The following is a 17,425-nucleotide window of genomic DNA, read 5'->3' as shown; positions in this document are numbered from 1 at the left end:
AAATTTGGTGTTTGTAGTGCATACTAAATTGAATTACAATTCTTCCATAGTATCGCATTCGTACTCTGGTTTGATTGATTTTTTAGGAGCTTGTGTGGCCATCCCTTTGTTTTTTTCTAACAATAACTGACCAATTAATTCGGCTCTTTCTTTAGCATTTGCAGCTCTCTTAACTTCGTCAACTTGGCTATCAAAATAAACCACACCTTCGATTAACGTTTTTTCTGCTTTAGCATAAATAGACAAAGGATTGTTGTTCCAAAGTACTACATCGGCATCTTTTCCTACTTTAATACTTCCTACTTTGTCGTCAATGTGTAATAATTTTGCAGGATTTAAAGTCACGAATTTCCAAGCTTCTTCTTCGGAGATATTACCATATTTCACCGCTTTTGCAGCTTCTTGGTTCAATCTTCTTGACATTTCGGCATCATCTGAATTGTAGGCTACTACTAATCCGTGGTTGTGCATGATTGGCCCGTTTTGTGGAATAGCATCGTTTACTTCGAATTTATAAGCCCACCAGTCAGAGAAAGTTGAGGCTCCAACACCGTGCTCTTTCATTTTGTCAGCCACTTTGTATCCTTCAAGAATGTGGGTGTACGTATTTACTTTGAAACCCATTTTGTCTGCTACATTTAATAACATTAAGATTTCCGATTGTACGTATGAATGACAAGTTATGAATCGTTTGTTGTTCAAAATTTCTGCTAAAGTCTGTAATTCCAAATCGGTTCTTGGTGCTTTTGCTTTGTCTTTTTTTCCGCTTGCATTGAATTTTTTCCAAGCTAAGTCATATTCTTTAGCTCTTTGAAAGTAATCTGTAAATACTTGTTCTACTCCCATACGAGTTTGTGGAAAACGTGTTGGATTTACATTGCCCCAATTAGATTGTTTTACGTTTTCACCTAAGGCAAACTTGATGAATTTGGGTTGGTTTTTGTATAACAATTCTTCTGGTTCCATTCCCCATTTCCATTTTACTATAGCAGAACGTCCACCGATTGGATTAGCAGAACCGTGAAGTAATTGTGATGTAGTAACACCTCCCGCTAAATCTCTGTAAATATTGATGTCTTCGGAGTTAACTACGTCTTCGATAGTTACCTCGGCACTAGAGTTGTGTCCGCCTTCATTTACACCATTTGAAATAGCAATGTGAGAATGCTCGTCAATGATACCGCTGGTTAAATGTTTTCCTTTGGCATCAATTATAGTAGCTCCACCATCAGAAAGGTTTTTTCCGATAGCAGCAATTTTTCCGTTTTTGATCAAGACATCGGTTTGTTCCAAAATTCCTTCTTTTTCGTTGGTCCAAACGGTTGCATTTTTGAATAATAGTGTTTGAGCTTTTGGTAATTCAGTATTTCCGTAAGCGATGTTAGGGTAGGTAACAGGCTGAACAGCGAATGGCTTTTCAACGGCGCTTGAGTCTTTTGCAATTTTGAATGGTGCCGTTTTCTTAGCGTACCAAGTCACTTCTGATCCATTGTTTAAAATAGCTTTACCTGAAAGGTTTTCTGTATTGTCTACCAAACCATTCAATCTTGTGAAACTTGTTTTTGTATCATCATTAGGTTTGATTAGTAGGGTAACCCATTGATTAGCATAGCTTATATTTGATTTTACTTTCTTTTTATCAGAAGTAGTAATATCTGATTTTGGTTTAGCAACTTCTCCTTCAATTTTTAATTTGTACGTTTCGTTGCTAACGGTCAAATCATATTCTCCTCGAATGTCTTTTACGGTCCAATCGTTAATTACATACTTATTGCCTTGTACCCAGTTTTCGAAAACGATGGTTTTTTTGTCAAAAATAGCACCTGAAGTAATGATGAAATTGGCATAACTTCCTGTTTTTAAGCTTCCAATTTCATTGCTTTTTCCAAGTAGAGCTGCGGGTACTGTAGTTAATGCTTCTAGTGCTTTGGTTGGATCAAAACCAAATTGAATGGCTTTTAATAAATTTCCTCTAAAGTCTTCTACTTTTTTTAATTTGTCTGTAGTTAAAGCGAATGTAATGCCGTTTTCAGCTAGAACTTTTAGGTTACTTGGTGCTTGATTCCAAAAGCGTAAGTCGGCCAATTCCATTTGGTTGGCATTGAACGGATTTGAAACATCGTAAGCTTCTGGGAAGTTAATTGGGATGATAAAACTAGCATTTGTTTTTTTAATTTCTTGAATGCGCTCAAATTCGTTTCCAGCTCCTTTTAGGATGTAATTCAATCCAAATTCTTTTGCGATTTTTGAGGCTCTTAAACTATTCAGTTTGTCTTCTGCTGCAAAAATTTGAACCAGTTTTTCGTTAGCAATCAAAGCTTCTAAAGATAAGTCTTTGTTTGAGGCGTTACCGTTTTTATACCATTCTTTGTCGTGATACATTTGACGAAGCAAAGCCATCATACCCATCAAAGAAGAAGGGTAGGACTGATTAGTGGTTACACTACGAGTAAAGCCGAAGTGTTGAGTAGCTTTGTTACTCAAGATACGATTCGTTTTATCGCTGTTATTCAAAGCAACTATGGCTCCAGTTCCTCTGGCAATTCCATCTTGAATATGAGTACCTACTACTCCAAATCCGGCTTTTAATAATTCCTCTGCTTTAGTCTCGTCATAAGCAAAAGTTTCGTAAGCATTGATTTCTGAGCGAATGTTTTCGTTCCAATAATAGCCTGTGCGTTTGGTATCATAGGAAGAGCCTCTTTCTGCCGATGCCGCTCTTTTGGGTTTTTCGGCACCAAAACTTGTATACATATCAATAAATGAAGGGTAAATTGATTTTCCTTCTGCATCTATGATCATGGCATTTTTAGGAATAGCTACTGTAGTACCAGATGCTACTACTTTGCCATTTTGAATGAGTAAAGTCCCTTTTTCAATGATTTGAGTAGGGGTGATGTAGATTTTTGCGTTGGTAAATGCAGTGTAATAGTTGTTTTTGTTTGGAATACTTTCGTTATTCGGAAAGTACTCTTGTGCTTGTGTTTTCGCTATAAAAACACTAAAAAAGAGTAGGATTAGAAGTTTTTTCATAATGGGTTAGTTAATTTTTTTAAAAATACTAAAATTAATCACACTTTGTATTGCAATGTTGATTTTAACGTTGGTTTTAGTATGGGGGATTATTTTTTGCTAAAATTTTATTTTTTTGTAATTATTTTTTTTAAGTTTTTGAGAATACTTTTTAAATTTAACAAGTTGAATACTGTTATAGTTTTACGAATTATTTTACTTTTATTTAAAAGATTATTTATATGCTCGTTAAAGTTTTTGGAAGTGCTGTATTTGGGGTGGAAGCTACCACTATTACAGTAGAAGTTAATATTGATAATGGGGTAGGATATCATTTGGTGGGTTTGCCAGATAATGCGATCAAAGAAAGTAGTTATCGCATTGCGGCAGCGCTCAAAAATAATGGGTATGCCTTGCCCGGAAAAAAGATTACCATCAATATGGCTCCTGCCGATTTACGAAAAGAAGGTTCAGCTTATGATTTGACCTTGGCAGTGGGTATTTTAGTAGCTTCCTCGCAGATATCGACGGCAGTTTTAGATGAATACATTATAATGGGTGAATTGTCTTTGGATGGAAGTTTACAACCCATAAAAGGTGCCTTACCCATTGCTATAAAAGCCAAAGAAGAAGGATTTAAAGGTTTTTTTCTGCCAAAGCAAAATGTAAAAGAAGCCGCTATAGTTGCTGGATTGGATGTGTATGGTGTTGAAAATGTTCAAGAAGTTATTGATTTTTTGGAAGGAAAAGGAACGCTTGAACCCACTAGAATTGATACAAGAGCAGAGTTTTATAAAACCTTAGATTTTCCCGAATTTGATTTTTCGGATGTGAAGGGGCAAGAGAGTATTAAGCGTTGTATGGAAATCGCTGCTGCGGGTGGACATAATATTATTTTGATTGGACCTCCAGGTGCGGGAAAAACAATGCTAGCGAAACGCTTACCTAGTATTTTGCCTCCGATGACTTTACGCGAAGCTCTTGAAACTACCAAAATTCATAGTGTTGCAGGGAAATTGAAAGAAGTAGGATTGATGAACCAAAGGCCTTTTAGGAGTCCTCATCATACTATTTCTAATGTGGCTTTGGTAGGTGGGGGCAGTTATCCTCAGCCGGGAGAGATTTCGATGGCGCATAATGGGGTGTTGTTTTTGGATGAATTACCAGAGTTTAAGCGAGATGTTTTGGAAGTGATGCGACAACCTTTGGAAGATAGAGAAGTAACCATTTCTAGAGCGAAGTTTACGGTGACTTATCCTTCCTCGTTTATGTTGGTAGCGAGTATGAATCCGAGTCCAAGTGGGTTTTTTAATGATCCTAGTGCACCACAAACGTCTTCTCCACACGAAATGCAACGCTATTTGAGTAAGATTTCGGGACCGCTTTTGGATAGAATTGATATTCATATAGAAGTAACTCCGGTGCCTTTTGAGAAATTGTCGGATGATCGAAAAGCAGAAAGTAGTGTGGATATACGAAAACGTGTAACAGCTGCCAGAGAATTGCAAAGTCAACGTTTTGCATCGTTAGAGCATATTCATTACAATGCTCAAATGAACACGAAGCATATTCGAGAGTTTTGTGCTTTGGATGCTACTTCAAAAGAGTTGTTGAAAACGGCTATGGAGCGCTTAAATCTCTCGGCTAGAGCTTATGATCGTATTTTGAAAGTTTCTAGGACTATCGCTGACCTTGAAGCATCTCCTAATGTAATGTCCTCGCATATAGCCGAAGCTATACAGTATCGAAGTTTGGATAGAGAAGGTTGGTTGGGGTAATTTTTGAATGATTACTGATAAGGTAAATTGTTTTCTTTTAGTCCCGATCGTAGAGGAAATCCTTTGTTGCCGGTGTTCGGCAGCAAAGATTACAGCGGAGAGCGGGTACCCTCTTTACAAGAATGCCTATTGATGCCGCTTCAAAAAAAGAGCTACTTATTGAATAAATAGCTCTTTTTGATTTTTTATGTGTTACTGAATGTAATTGAAGGTATTGCCTTGCTTGATGTCTCCGGATTGCAATCCTTTTTGAAACCAATACATACGTTGCTCAGAGGTGCCGTGAGTAAAGGAATCGGGTATGACTTGCCCTTGCATTTTCTTTTGGATGGCATCGTCACCAACAGCATTTGCGGCACTTAGTGCTTCTTCTATATCCCCGGGTTCTAGCACTGCGTTTTGTTTTTCGTTATAATGTGTCCAAAGACCAGCATAGAAATCGGCTTGAAGTTCTAGAGCGACAGAGAGTTTGTTGGCTTCGGCTTCGCTTTTTCCTTGTTGGAGTTGCCGCATTTTAGTTGAAGTCCCTAAAAGATTCTGAATGTGGTGCCCGTATTCATGGCCTATAACATAAGCCACAGCAAAGTCGCCACCTTGTGCACCAAATTTGGTTCTTAATTCTTCGAAAAATGACATGTCCATATAGATTTTTTTGTCGCCGGGGCAATAAAAAGGTCCAGAGGCTGAGCTGGCTCCACCACAAGCGGTATTAACTTGCCCACTAAAGAGTACTAATCGTGCAGGTTCGAACCTTAGGTTGTTTTCTTGAAAAATTTTGTTCCAAACTTCTTCATTATCAGCTACAATAGTTTTTACAAATTTTCCTTCTTCTAGTTCACTTGGCGTTAATGCTCTTTGCTCTGTGGGAGCACTTTGTGATTGGTTATTGAATTGCTCTAAAACAGGAGTTATCATCTGAGCATTCTCGCCACCAAAAATATTGACTAGTAAAATGATTATACCGATAATTCCACCTCCTAAGATTGATTTTCCACCAGTAGACATGCCACGGCGATCCTCTACGTTATCACTTTGTCTTCTACCTTGCCATTTCATAGTGTGTTGATTTTTATTTGTTTAGGAATAAAGTTAGTTAATTTTTTTTAATCCATTTCAAGATTACTTCTTCAATAACTCCTTTTATGATAGGTTTTGGGATGTAATCATTCATTCCTACCTTTAGACATTTTTTGCGTTCTTCTTTTTCAGTTCCCGCAGTAATGGCTATAATGGGTGTATTTTTTCCATTTGTTAGATTTCTAATAGCTTTTGTGGTTTCGTATCCATTCATGATTGGCATTTGAATGTCCATAAATACAAGTGTTGGCTTTAGGAATTCAAATTGTTCAATGGCTTCTTTTCCATTTAGGAATTCAAAGATTTCTACATCTTGAAATAGGTTTTTGATGATTGTTTTGAGCAACAACATGTTGATTTTGTTGTCTTCGACAATCATTATCTTGAGATTAGGAAACTCGTGTTTTACTTTGTTTGAGGTATTTGTAAGGAGTTGAGATTTGGTATTGGTTTCAGTTTCAGAAGAAGCAATTTCGTTAGAAGTTTCTAAATCTATATCAAAGTAAAAAGTACTTCCTTTGTTGATTTGGCTTTCTAATTGAAGTTTACTATTCATTAAACTCAACAACTGATTCGAAATAGTGAGTCCAAGTCCTGTTCCTCCGAATTTTTTGGAGGTTGAGCTGTCTTCTTGTGAGAAGGCATAGAATATTTTTTTCTTATTTTTTTCTAGAATTCCAATACCAGTATCAATAATCGCAAAACGAAGGGTTTGTTGTGAGTCACTATTTTTGGACATTACATGAACCTCAAGCGTGATGCTTCCTTTTTCTGTAAATTTTACGGCATTGGCCAAAAGATTAATTAGAATTTGTTTTAGTCGAACGGCATCTACCCATACAAATTTGGGTACTTCTGGAGCAATTTTTAGGAATAAATCTAATTTTTTTTGACTTGATTCGTAAAATATTAGATCTATGGTTTGATTTAAAATGTCTACTAATTCTTGTTTTTCAATAAAAAGATCAAGTTTGCCAGCTTCAATTTTTGAAAAATCCAAGATATCGTTGATGATGTCAAGTAGTGAGAGTGCCGATTGGTTAATCGTCGTCATGTATTTTTCTTGTGTGCGATTGAGGTGGGTTTTCATCAGTAAATCTGTGAATCCTATTATTCCATTTAGTGGAGTTCTGATTTCGTGACTCATATTGGCCAAGAAATCAGATTTGGCTTTATTAGCAGCCTCAGCCAATTCTTTTTCTTTGAGTATGGCTTCTGTTTCGATTTGATTAGTAATATCAAATAAAATTCCACCAATGTATTCTATAGTATTGTCTTTTTTAATAGCATCGCTAAACTCTTCAATCCACACATATTGCCCTGATTTTTTCTTTATTCTGTACCTATCATGATAGGGTTTGCCACTGTTGAAATTTCGGTTTTGTTGTTCAATAACAAGATCTTTATCTTCAGGATGTAGCAAATCGATTAAAGAGATTTTTTGGTTTAAAAAATCAGTTTTTGAATAGCCTGTTAGTTTTTGTATGGAATCGTTCAAATATACTTTGGAGGCATATTCATCAAACTTTGAGAGATAAACTGTTCCCGGAATATTATTAGCGATGAGTTTAAATTTTTCCTCGCTTTTGTGAATTAGCTTTTCGTTTTTATCACGCTCTAATGCATAAGAAATATTACTAGCCAATGTTTTTAGGATAAAACTTTCTTCTTTGGACCAGTTTCTTTCAAAAGTACAATCATCCATTCCAATGAACCCGCTGAATTCGTCATTGTAATAAATTGGTACAATCAAAATAGATTTGATTTCGTTGGCAATGAGTAATCGTTTTAGAAAGGAATTTTTTAGTTTACTTGTTTTGTTTTTGAATATTTTTTTCTTGTTAGCTTTACTAACAATTTCGTCTAAATGTTCTTCTGTAAATTCTTGTAATTTGGTTATTTGTAAGGGAACGCCTTTTCTGGCCCATTTGAATTTTTGACTGATCAATTGTGTGTTGTTGTCTTTTTCATAATAAAACAAATGATCTACTTGTGTAGCATTTCCCATGATTTCAAATGTATCCGTAAACATTTCGTTTAAGCTTTTGCTTAATAAGAATTTTTCGGTACAAAGTGACATTTCTGCAAGAAGATCGCTTTTCTTTTGCAATTTTTTTTCGGCTTCAAATTGTTTTTGTGTTGCGATAGCAAGCGAGAGTATATCGGCTATTGTTCTGGCAAAAGTAAGGTCTTCCTGATCCCAATTTCGTTGCGAAGTGGTGGTTTCAAACGAGAGCACACCAAGTAATTCACCATTGAGAAGAATGGGCGTGTCTATTGCAGATTTAATGTTATATACTCGATAGTACGATTCGTAAAACTCGTTGTTTTCAATATTTGTATTGATATCATTTTTGTATAATTGAATGCCTTGCTTTATCTTTTGTGTGTGTATTGGGTAATCTTCTTTTTTTAGAATAATTTTTTTTCCAAAAGAATTGGAGTTAAGAAAATAAATGCATTCACAAATGATGGTTTTTTCTCTGTATTTCCAATAACTTACTCGGTCACACTTTGAAATAGTTGCTGCATTTTCAATGATTAGTTTTATGATACTGTCAATATGTTCAAAGTCTCTAAAATTAATGGTGAATAAATTCTTTATGGTCGAGTTATATAGCTCAATCTTTTGTTGTCTTCTGTTGTTTTTTATTTCATTGGTTTTTAGTTTGGTAATATCACGGCCAATTCCAGAATAGCCTATAATTTGACCGTTTTCATCTTTTCTAACAATTACTTTAAGAGAAATCCAAATACTTTCGTCAAATTTGGTCTTGATTGGAAATTCAACCAATGGGTAATCTGTATTTCTAATAAAAAGCGTTTTGATTTCTTCAAAATAATCATCGCGAATTATTGAAATGAAATTTTTCCCTAAAAGTTCATCTTTATCGTATTGCAGAGTTTTTACCGAAAAATCATTGATAAAAGTGAAGTTTCCTCTTGGACTTGCTTCAAAAATTAAATCATTCGCATTTTGAATGATGTCTTTGTATTTGTTGTTTAAGTTTCTTTGTTCTGTTACATCTTGTCCGATGCCTACTATGATGTTATCTGCAAACTTTTTGTCCGTCCATTGTATGAACTTGTATGAGCCATCTTTGCATTTTAATTTTCGAATATAAATTTGACCATCAACAAATACATCGTGATAGGGCAATCCAATAAAATCGGGATCTTCTGTTAATCTCCAAAATTCGTAACCCATTACCTCTTCATGAGTATAGCCTAGAATTGAGGCAATAGTTTCACTACAATAAATCAATTCGCCATTATGATTACAAGCTATGGTAAGTGAGTTTCCTTTGTTGATGATTTCTTTGATGAAATTGCTCTCTTTGGATTGTGCATTATCTATTTTTTTTCTGATAAAGTTTACCGTTATTACTATAAATGAGTTACTCAACAAATTTATACCTGCTATTTTTGGAATTATTTCTGAGAAAGTACATATACTCAATGTAATTATTGTTATACCAACAAAATACGTGTAGAGTTTGGTGTTTTTTAAAATGTCAAATGATAAAAAAAACAGTATGGTATAAGCAACTTTTGGAATAAAATCGGTTCGATGTTCAATAACATTTTTAGTTACATAGATGAAATAAAAGATAAAAATTGCAATGAAAACGGTTTTACTATTTTTATAGAAATAGGGGATTTTTTTTGAAAAAAAGTAGGTAAGTAGTATGATTAAAGCTACTGCTGTATTTTGATATAGTAAGCTTTTTGGGCGGATTTGGAAGTAGTCAAAAAATAACTCTAAGGCAATCACGAAGGTGCCGAAAAGTAGTAAATACAACTGAAACTCTGATTTTAATAAATCGTTAGCGCGTAAATCACTGTTGTTATTAATCTTTCTATAGGAGAAATAGATACATAGAAGTAGTATCAGAAAAAAAATAAATACTAATAACTGAAAATCTGAATGATTGATAGAATTCAATATAGATTGCACGTCTCTTCCCCATAGCAATAAAGACCAACTGTTGAAGGTTAGTTTTTGTATGATAGTATATAAAGTGTTGGTATACAATGCTATCACTTTGGTTTTGGGGTTGTGGTACTTTGTTTTTGCCTAAAAAAAAGATGCTAAAAATAGGATATTATGCCATATATGTTTACTAAAATAGTTAAAAATATGTTTAAAAATATTTTTTTTAATTATTACTCAGTTTTTTCAGAATCAATAAGTTGATTGTAAATAGTGTAAATAACCGAAATTAAAAAGGGATAGGTGAAAAATGCTCCAATACAAAAAGCAAATACGCCGAGGCAAGCGCCCAGAATGGCAATAATTAGTAACATTAAAATTACGATGGGTTGTTTGGCTACGATTGCTGTACTTGTTTTTATGGATTCGATGGTAGAACAATTTCCTAAAACAATTAATGGAATTGTCAATATGGTGAAGAAACTAATAATGATTGTAAACATTATTCCAACAAATGAAAGTCCGATTTCCTCAAAAACGAGACTTAAACCATTTGTTGCTAAGCTTATGAGAAAGGTCACGGAAAATACAGGTATAAATTGAGGAGAACTGTATACTGAAAATAAACCAGACACACCAAAAGAGATGTCTTTTTCAGCAGCATCGGCCATTTTGTAAAAACCAGCCATAAATGGACTCAATAGGCAGGATATAAGAACTGAAAATCCTGTATAGTACCAAATATAAGGCTTGGTCATTAATAATTTCTGAAAATTTTGAATGGCTCTTTCGTTGATATTTTCTTCACCAATTAGGCTTATAGATACTGCACTAAAAAAAATAACAAAGAAAAAGAGAAAAACGAAAAGCGCTAATCCAGCATACAAAGCTATTTTTTTATAATTGGTAAAAGAATGATTCAAAACGGTTTCGAAATCTAAGGTGTTGTTATATTTATTAGGTTCAGTTGGTTTATGGGTAAGCATAATTTTAGTTTTTATGTTGATTATTTATAGTTTAAAATAGATTTGTTCTAAGGGCACTCTAAAACGTTCTCCGTATATACCGTTTTCATCACGAATTCCACAACCAATAATCATATTAATCTCACTGCTATTTGGTAATCCTAAGCTTTGTTTTACACGCAAAGAGTCAAATCCTTCCATAGGACAAGTGTCATAGTTAATGGCCGCCATACTAATCATAAAGTTTTGAGCTGCAAGCGCGGCGCTTTTGTGTGCTACGATTCGCATATCGCTTTGTCTTGCTTGTCTGTAAATGGGTTGAAATATACCAATACACTGAAAAGCTACATATTTTATACGACCAAGAATACCCCAAAAATCTGTATAAATGGTCGGGATAATTTTTTGATAGTAGTTCAAAGCAAATTTTTCTCTTTTGGAGTACTCAGATTCTTTTTTATTACCGAATTGTGTTTTTAAAAAGGAGATATTGGCTTCTTTTCTTTTTCGCCATAAATCTTTTCGCGCTACAACAATTACCAATTGATTGGCTGTTTTTGCTGCATTTTGGTCAAAACTTGCTTTGGCTATTTCCTGTATTTTTTCGGGATTTACAACATGATAAAACTCCCATAGTTGCATGTTACTGCTTGTGGGAGCTAAAGTAGCTTGAGCAATACATTGCTTAACTTTTTCTTCATCAATAGCTTCTTTTTTAAAAACGCGAACTGATCTACGGTAGTGAATTGCCTCACTTACTGTTTTTTCTAAAGCCATTGTAATAGTTTTTTTATAGATTGTAATTTGTCTTTGTAAGGGGCGTAACGCATGGGTAAATCTAGCCAATTCGCTTTTTTGACAATTCCTTTTTTATGTGAAAAAACATCAAAACTTAATCTTCCATGATAGGCTCCTATTCCGCTGTGCCCCACACCACCGAAAGGAAGTCTTTGGTTAGAAAAATGTACCACGGTATCATTGATACATCCGCCACCAAATGAATATTTTTTCATAATTTCTTTTCCAAATGATTTGTCTTCACTAAAGACATACAGTGCTAGAGGTTTTTCATATTTTGCAATAATCGCCTCAATTTCTTTGGGATTGTCATAGGTTAATAGCGGAAGTAATGGACCAAATATTTCATCTTGCATGACCAAACTATCCAATGTAGTTTCTTCGATGAGGGTAGGAGCAATGTAACAATCTTCAATGTCTGATTCTCCACCAATAAGAACTTTTTGTGGTTCGATCATGTTCACCAATCGAAGCCAGTTTTTTTCATTTACAATTCGAGCAAAATCGGGTGATTTTTTTGGATCTTCTCCGTAAGCTTTTTGCAATTCTACTTTCATGTAATCTACAAAATGACTCTTCATGTCTTTTTGTATCAGGATATAATCGGGAGCAATACAAGTTTGTCCTGCATTGATGAATTTACCCCAAACAATTCGCCTTGCAGCAAGCTTTAAATTGGCAGTTTCATCAATAATACATGGATTTTTTCCGCCTAGTTCTAGTGTTACTGGTGTTAAATGTTCTGCGGCAGCTTTGGCTACTACCTTGCCTACAGGTACACTTCCAGTAAAAAAGATATAATCCCATCGTTGTGACAAGAGTTTTTGTGCGACATCTACGCCACCATTCTCTATTTTTACGTGACTTACGTGAAAAACTTTTTCAATTATTTTTTCAATTATTGCAGCTGTATTTGGTGTTAGTTCTGAGGGTTTTAGAACGACCTGATTTCCTGCGGCTACTGCTGCTACTAATGGACAAAGAGCCAACTGAAAGGGATAGTTCCAAGGAGCAATAATTAAAACTTTTCCGTAGGGCTCTCTTAAAATGTAATCCGTTGAAGGAAAATTTAAAATAGAAGGCCATATCCTTTCCGGTTTAGCCCATTTATTGAGATTTTTTATAGTGTCTTTTAGTTCAGTAATGACATAATTCGTTTCGGTCAATACGGCTTCAAAAGCGGGTTTTTTGAAATCTTTATACAATGCGTCTACGATTTCGTCTTCTAGCAAGACAATGGCATTGAGGAGCTTTACTAAGGTTTCTTTTCTAAAAGCTAAACTAGTTTTGTAATTCATTTCTATTACGATGAAATTAGGTAATGCAAGTTAATTTTTAAAAACTAAAAAAAGAATTTTTTTTATTAAAATCAAATGGCTTTCCAAATAACATCCTCTGGAACTGGCGCTATAATAGATAGTGGTTCCTTTGAAACTGGATGTACAAAAACTAATTGTCGCGCGTGCAAATGAATGCCTCCATCAGGATTGCTTCGGTCAAAACCATATTTCAAATCGCCTTTGATCGGACAGCCAATAGCGGCTAATTGCGCTCTAATTTGATGATGTCTTCCAGTGTGTAGATTGATTTCTAAAGCGAAATAGTTGGTAAGTTCTTTGATAATGGTATAGTCCAAACTGGCCAATTTGCTATCAGGAACTTCTTTGCTATGTGCTTTCGAAGTGTTGTTTTTTTCGTTTCTTTTGAGGTAATGAACCAATTGGGCTTGCGGTTTTTCGGGTTTGTTTTTAACCACAGCCCAATAGGTTTTTTTTGTCTCTCGGTTGCTAAACAGTTCATTCATTCGGGTCAACGCTTTGCTGGTTCTAGCAAAAACTACAATTCCCGTAGTAGGTCTGTCTAACCGATGCACAATACCTAGAAAAACTTCTCCTGGTTTGTTGTATTTTTCTTTAAGGTATTCTTTGACTACTTCCGAAAGCGGTTTGTCGCCTGTTTTATCTCCTTGAACCAAATCGCCCACTCGTTTGTTCACTACAATCAAATGATTGTCTTCGTGAAGGATTTGAAGATTGTTTTTGGTAGAGATAATTTTCATTTGGATTTAGTACTGTTCGTTTGCGTTAGGGAAATCTTGCGATTTTACATCGTTTACATAGCGACTAATTGCAGTAGTCATTTGCTCATATAAATTCAAATAACGACGTAAGAATCTAGGGCTGAATTCGTTGTTCATTCCCAGCATATCGTGAATGACCAATACTTGTCCGTCAACACCACCACCAGCACCAATCCCAATGACAGGAATAGCAATACTTTTGGCTACTTTTTCAGCTAGGTGTGCGGGTATTTTTTCAAGTACCAAAGCAAAACAGCCTAATTTTTCAAGCATTTGAGCATCTTCGATTAATTTTTCAGCTTCAGCTTCTTCTTTGGCTCTTACTGTATAAGTTCCAAATTTATAGATGGATTGTGGAGTTAAACCCAAGTGTCCCATTACAGGAATACCAGCATTCAATATTTTCTTAATCGATTCTTTTATTTCTTTTCCTCCTTCTAATTTTACAGCGTGTCCGCCACTTTCTTTCATAATTCGGATAGAAGAACGTAAGGCTTCTTTTGGGTCGGATTGGTAGCTACCAAATGGTAAATCAACTACAACCAAAGCTCGTTCTACTGCTCTAACAACAGAAGAAGCGTGATAAATCATTTGGTCTAGAGTAATAGGCAAAGTGGTTTCGTGACCTGCCATCACATTGGAAGCAGAGTCGCCTACTAAAATAACATCGATACCAGCGGTATCAACTATTTTGGCCATAGTGTAATCATAAGCCGTAAGCATTGAGATTTTTTCGCCATTGGCTTTCATCTCTATTAAGGATTTGGTCGTAATTCTTTTGTAATCTTTTTTGGCTACTGACATACCTTGTGTGTTTAATTTTGGGTGCAAAAGTACTAAAATTGTGTAGGTTTCTCAGCACTATCTTCTTTTTATATTTTTTCTTGTAACGTTCGGTGTTTTTTAATTACTAACCGATTGATTAAAATGTAATTGTATCTAAAATTTGAGCGCTATGAAACTAGATAAAAAATGGATAAAACAGGAGGAACTAAAGTACTCTTTTGAAGTTGCGGGCAAAGTCATTGGAAATCTTACTATTAGCTATGCCAATTTTGAAAGAAAAGCTTTTTTTGAAATCGAAGACAAAAAATACACACTAGAGTATAACGGCTTTTGGAGCTCGTCGATTACTGTAAAAGATGAAAACGAGGCGATAGTTTTGGGTTCGTACACCGAAAAGTGGTATGCCAACTCTTCTATTTTGGAATATAAAGGGCAAAAATTTAGATTGAAAATTAGGAACAATCCTTTGGCAGAATATGTTATTTTTGATAAAAATCAAAACGAACTCTTGACGTATGGTCTGAAAGTAGAAAATCATCAATGCAAAGTTGCTATACATTCTAATGGTGACATAGATTATCTTTTCGATTTTTTACTTTGGTATTCATTTTTGCCTATTGCCCAAGAAAATATGGGAGATTCTTTTGTTTTTCTAACCTTATTAATGACTTAATTATGCGAAAATTTATTGTAGGAATGTTGGTGTTGTTCGGAATGACTACCCAGGCTCAAAATCAGGAAGTACAACAAACCATAGAAATTTTTTTCAAGGGATTTCATTCTAGAGATTCACTTGCGATTCAAAAAGTGTGTTCCGATAAAATGGGTTTGCAATCTATAGCAGAGAATGCGAAAGGCAGTCAATTTTCAACAGACACGGCATCAAAATTTTATAAATCCATTGCTTCAATACCCAATACAATGCAGTTTGAAGAGCGATTATTAGGTCATACCATTCATATAGATGGCGCTATGGCTATCGATTGGACGCCTTATGAATTTTACGTCAATGGGAAAAAAAGCCATTCGGGCGTCAATGTTTTTACATTATATAAAGACAATGGCCAATGGAAAATTGTAGCGATTATCGATACAAGACGAAAGTAAATACAGTAATTTTGCTTTTTTAATTCACTACCTATTTTGAAAAAAATACTAATTATAGACGACGAAGAAAAACTACGTGGTTTACTTGCTCGCATCATAAAAGCTGAAAATTTTGACGTTCTTGAAGCAGGTGATTTAAAATCTGGTTTGAAAAAACTAGAGCAAAATGCCATCGATGTGGTGCTGTGCGATGTCAAATTACCCGATGGGAGTGGAGTCGATTTTGTTCCTCAATTAAAAAAAGCAGACCCATTAATCGAAGTTATTTTGCTAACCGCATATGGCAATATTGCCGATGGTGTGCAAGCTATGAAAAACGGTGCTTTTGATTATATTGTCAAAGGAGATGACAATGACAAAATTATTCCGCTATTGTACAAAGCGCTAGAAAAAGTACAGCTACAGAAAAAAGTCCAACAACTAGAGCAACGTATTGGAGCACAATTTTCTTTTGAATCGATTATTGGAAAATCCAAAGCTCTGGAACAAGTAATTGACTTGGCCAAGAAAGTAGCTCAAACCGATTCTACCGTTTTGTTAACTGGTGAAACGGGAACAGGGAAAGAAGTTTTTGCGCAAGCCATTCACGAAAATAGCAAGCGCGTAGGTAAATCCTTTGTGGCGTTGAATTGCAGTACTTTTGGTAAAGAAATTTTAGAAAGTGAGTTGTTCGGTCACAAACAAGGGGCTTTTACTGGGGCGCTAAAAGACAAAAAAGGATTCATTGAAGAAGCCAACGGTGGGACACTATTTTTGGACGAAATAGGCGAAATGCCACTCGAGTTGCAAGCCAAATTATTGCGGGTTTTAGAAACCAATGAATACATTCCTTTGGGAGACACTACTCCAAGAAAATCGAATTTCAGGTTGATTGCGGCGACCAATCGTGATTTGAAACAAGAAAGTGAAGCGCATCATTTTCGTTCGGATTTGTATTTCCGTTTGAATATTTTTGAAATTCACCTTCCACCATTGCGAGAGAGAGTAAAAGATATCGCTGTTTTAACTTCCTTTTTTGTGGCGCAGTTTGCCGAAAAAACCAATAAGAAAAAGCTACATATTGGTGCCGATTTTATCCAAAAATTAGAGGAATACCAATGGCCTGGAAATATACGCGAATTGAAAAACGTGATTGAACGTTCGGTGATTTTGGTCAATGGCGATACCTTGACCCAAGACGTTTTACCTTATGAGATTCAGCACCAGCAAGAACATTCTAATAAAAGTACTTCGGCTTTGGCGATGCAAACCATCGAGAAAGGACATATTCAAAAAGTATTGGTTTATACCAAAGGCAACAAAGCGGAAGCAGCCCGATTACTCGAAATTGGAATTGCCACTTTGTACCGAAAGATTGAAGAATACAAGCTGTAAAACTGCCTTTATTTAGTGTAGTTACTACCATGCAATCCTATCATTTCAATAAAAGCTTATCATTTTGATAGGCTTTTTTTATGCTTTATTTTGAGCGATACATCCCAATCCTTTTGTTAACAATGCTTTAGTGTGTTTGTTGTTTTTTCGGAATAACTTTTGGCATAAGCACAGCACAACATTAAAATCATTGTTATGAAAAATCAGATTACCAATGTATACAAACAAGCCGAACGTTTCGCAGCGATTACCAAAACGGCTATCATTTTAGGAAATATTTCAAGGGCTAAAAAATGCCTTTCAGTGGCAGAATCTCTTATTGTTTCAGGAACGAAAGAAACCCAAAATGCCATTACAAATGTCTATGTGTTTTCTATTTCTCAGTTTATGGAACTGCGTCATTGTAGTATAGCGAACTTTTTTCCTCCCTTGTTAAAAGCGGAATACGTTAAACAAATCAATACTTCAGGAGTTTAAATCTAATCTAAATTTTAATAAAATGATAACCACTATT

The 17,425-nt window shown here is 35.1% G+C and carries 13 protein-coding genes; 5 read left to right on the top strand and 8 right to left on the bottom strand.

Features of this window, described 5'->3' with window-relative positions:
- Positions 1–33: 33 nt before the first annotated feature.
- The gene (locus ACZ1AQ_RS03655; RefSeq protein WP_489631588.1) at positions 34–3,033 is read right to left on the bottom strand and encodes an amidohydrolase family protein; all 3,000 of its coding nucleotides are present in this window, start codon (positions 3,031–3,033) and stop codon (positions 34–36) included.
- A gap of 221 nt (positions 3,034–3,254) precedes the next feature.
- Between ACZ1AQ_RS03655 and ACZ1AQ_RS03650 the strand changes: the two genes are divergently transcribed.
- Entirely contained in the window at positions 3,255–4,790 is a 1,536-nt protein-coding gene (locus ACZ1AQ_RS03650) for a YifB family Mg chelatase-like AAA ATPase (RefSeq protein ID WP_489631587.1), read from the top strand.
- A gap of 192 nt (positions 4,791–4,982) precedes the next feature.
- Here the strand turns inward: ACZ1AQ_RS03650 and ypfJ are convergent, their stop codons facing one another.
- The 7 genes from ypfJ to panB all read right to left on the bottom strand — a co-directional run bounded on the left by ypfJ (position 4,983) and on the right by panB (position 14,448).
- Positions 4,983–5,846 carry a KPN_02809 family neutral zinc metallopeptidase gene (gene ypfJ, locus ACZ1AQ_RS03645; protein WP_438060211.1) on the bottom strand — a complete coding sequence of 288 codons (864 nt, stop codon included), beginning with the start codon at positions 5,844–5,846 and terminating at the stop codon, positions 4,983–4,985.
- A gap of 37 nt (positions 5,847–5,883) precedes the next feature.
- A complete protein-coding gene (locus ACZ1AQ_RS03640; protein WP_489631586.1) occupies positions 5,884–9,903 on the bottom strand; it encodes a PAS domain S-box protein in 4,020 nt (1,339 codons plus the stop codon).
- A 131-nt stretch (positions 9,904–10,034) separates the two neighbouring features.
- Positions 10,035–10,787, bottom strand: coding sequence for a hypothetical protein (locus tag ACZ1AQ_RS03635; RefSeq protein ID WP_489631585.1), 753 nt, complete (start codon positions 10,785–10,787; stop codon positions 10,035–10,037).
- Positions 10,788–10,811: 24 nt separating this feature from the next.
- Positions 10,812–11,543 (bottom strand): nitroreductase family protein, encoded by a 732-nt coding sequence (locus ACZ1AQ_RS03630; protein WP_489631584.1) that lies wholly within the window; start codon positions 11,541–11,543, stop codon positions 10,812–10,814.
- Complete coding sequence (locus ACZ1AQ_RS03625; protein WP_489631583.1) at positions 11,534–12,862, bottom strand: aldehyde dehydrogenase; 1,329 nt, start codon at positions 12,860–12,862, stop codon at positions 11,534–11,536. The genes ACZ1AQ_RS03630 and ACZ1AQ_RS03625 overlap by 10 nt, the downstream gene beginning before the upstream one ends.
- A gap of 71 nt (positions 12,863–12,933) precedes the next feature.
- Entirely contained in the window at positions 12,934–13,623 is a 690-nt protein-coding gene (locus ACZ1AQ_RS03620) for an RluA family pseudouridine synthase (RefSeq protein ID WP_489631582.1), read from the bottom strand.
- A 6-nt stretch (positions 13,624–13,629) separates the two neighbouring features.
- Positions 13,630–14,448, bottom strand: coding sequence for a 3-methyl-2-oxobutanoate hydroxymethyltransferase (panB, locus tag ACZ1AQ_RS03615; RefSeq protein ID WP_489631581.1), 819 nt, complete (start codon positions 14,446–14,448; stop codon positions 13,630–13,632).
- 151 nt (positions 14,449–14,599) lie between these two features.
- Between panB and ACZ1AQ_RS03610 the strand changes: the two genes are divergently transcribed.
- The 4 genes from ACZ1AQ_RS03610 to ACZ1AQ_RS03595 all read left to right on the top strand — a co-directional run bounded on the left by ACZ1AQ_RS03610 (position 14,600) and on the right by ACZ1AQ_RS03595 (position 17,388).
- Positions 14,600–15,103, top strand: coding sequence for a hypothetical protein (locus tag ACZ1AQ_RS03610; protein WP_489631580.1), 504 nt, complete (start codon positions 14,600–14,602; stop codon positions 15,101–15,103).
- Positions 15,104–15,105: 2 nt separating this feature from the next.
- The gene (locus ACZ1AQ_RS03605; RefSeq protein WP_489631579.1) at positions 15,106–15,537 is read left to right on the top strand and encodes a nuclear transport factor 2 family protein; all 432 of its coding nucleotides are present in this window, start codon (positions 15,106–15,108) and stop codon (positions 15,535–15,537) included.
- 33 nt (positions 15,538–15,570) lie between these two features.
- Positions 15,571–16,911 carry a sigma-54-dependent transcriptional regulator gene (locus tag ACZ1AQ_RS03600; protein ID WP_489631737.1) on the top strand — a complete coding sequence of 447 codons (1,341 nt, stop codon included), beginning with the start codon at positions 15,571–15,573 and terminating at the stop codon, positions 16,909–16,911.
- 195 nt (positions 16,912–17,106) lie between these two features.
- The gene (locus tag ACZ1AQ_RS03595) at positions 17,107–17,388 is read left to right on the top strand and encodes a DUF7674 family protein (protein ID WP_489631578.1); all 282 of its coding nucleotides are present in this window, start codon (positions 17,107–17,109) and stop codon (positions 17,386–17,388) included.
- Positions 17,389–17,425: the final 37 nt, after the last annotated feature.

The sequence above is a fragment of the Flavobacterium sp. UM26 genome (genome assembly GCF_057922445.1).
This window is presented reverse-complemented; position numbering and strand designations above follow the sequence as displayed.

Excerpts from the sequence above, each read along its gene's own strand:
- ACZ1AQ_RS03655 (WP_489631588.1), bottom strand. The coding sequence starts at position 3,033 with ATGAAAAAACTTCTAATCCTACTCTTTTTTAGTGTTTTTATAGCGAAA.
- ACZ1AQ_RS03650 (WP_489631587.1), top strand. The coding sequence starts at position 3,255 with ATGCTCGTTAAAGTTTTTGGAAGTGCTGTATTTGGGGTGGAAGCTACC.
- ypfJ (WP_438060211.1), bottom strand. The coding sequence starts at position 5,846 with ATGAAATGGCAAGGTAGAAGACAAAGTGATAACGTAGAGGATCGCCGT.
- ACZ1AQ_RS03635 (WP_489631585.1), bottom strand. The coding sequence starts at position 10,787 with ATGCTTACCCATAAACCAACTGAACCTAATAAATATAACAACACCTTA.
- ACZ1AQ_RS03630 (WP_489631584.1), bottom strand. The coding sequence starts at position 11,543 with ATGGCTTTAGAAAAAACAGTAAGTGAGGCAATTCACTACCGTAGATCA.
- ACZ1AQ_RS03625 (WP_489631583.1), bottom strand. The coding sequence starts at position 12,862 with ATGAATTACAAAACTAGTTTAGCTTTTAGAAAAGAAACCTTAGTAAAG.
- ACZ1AQ_RS03620 (WP_489631582.1), bottom strand. The coding sequence starts at position 13,623 with ATGAAAATTATCTCTACCAAAAACAATCTTCAAATCCTTCACGAAGAC.
- panB (WP_489631581.1), bottom strand. The coding sequence starts at position 14,448 with ATGTCAGTAGCCAAAAAAGATTACAAAAGAATTACGACCAAATCCTTA.
- ACZ1AQ_RS03610 (WP_489631580.1), top strand. The coding sequence starts at position 14,600 with ATGAAACTAGATAAAAAATGGATAAAACAGGAGGAACTAAAGTACTCT.
- ACZ1AQ_RS03605 (WP_489631579.1), top strand. The coding sequence starts at position 15,106 with ATGCGAAAATTTATTGTAGGAATGTTGGTGTTGTTCGGAATGACTACC.
- ACZ1AQ_RS03595 (WP_489631578.1), top strand. The coding sequence starts at position 17,107 with ATGAAAAATCAGATTACCAATGTATACAAACAAGCCGAACGTTTCGCA.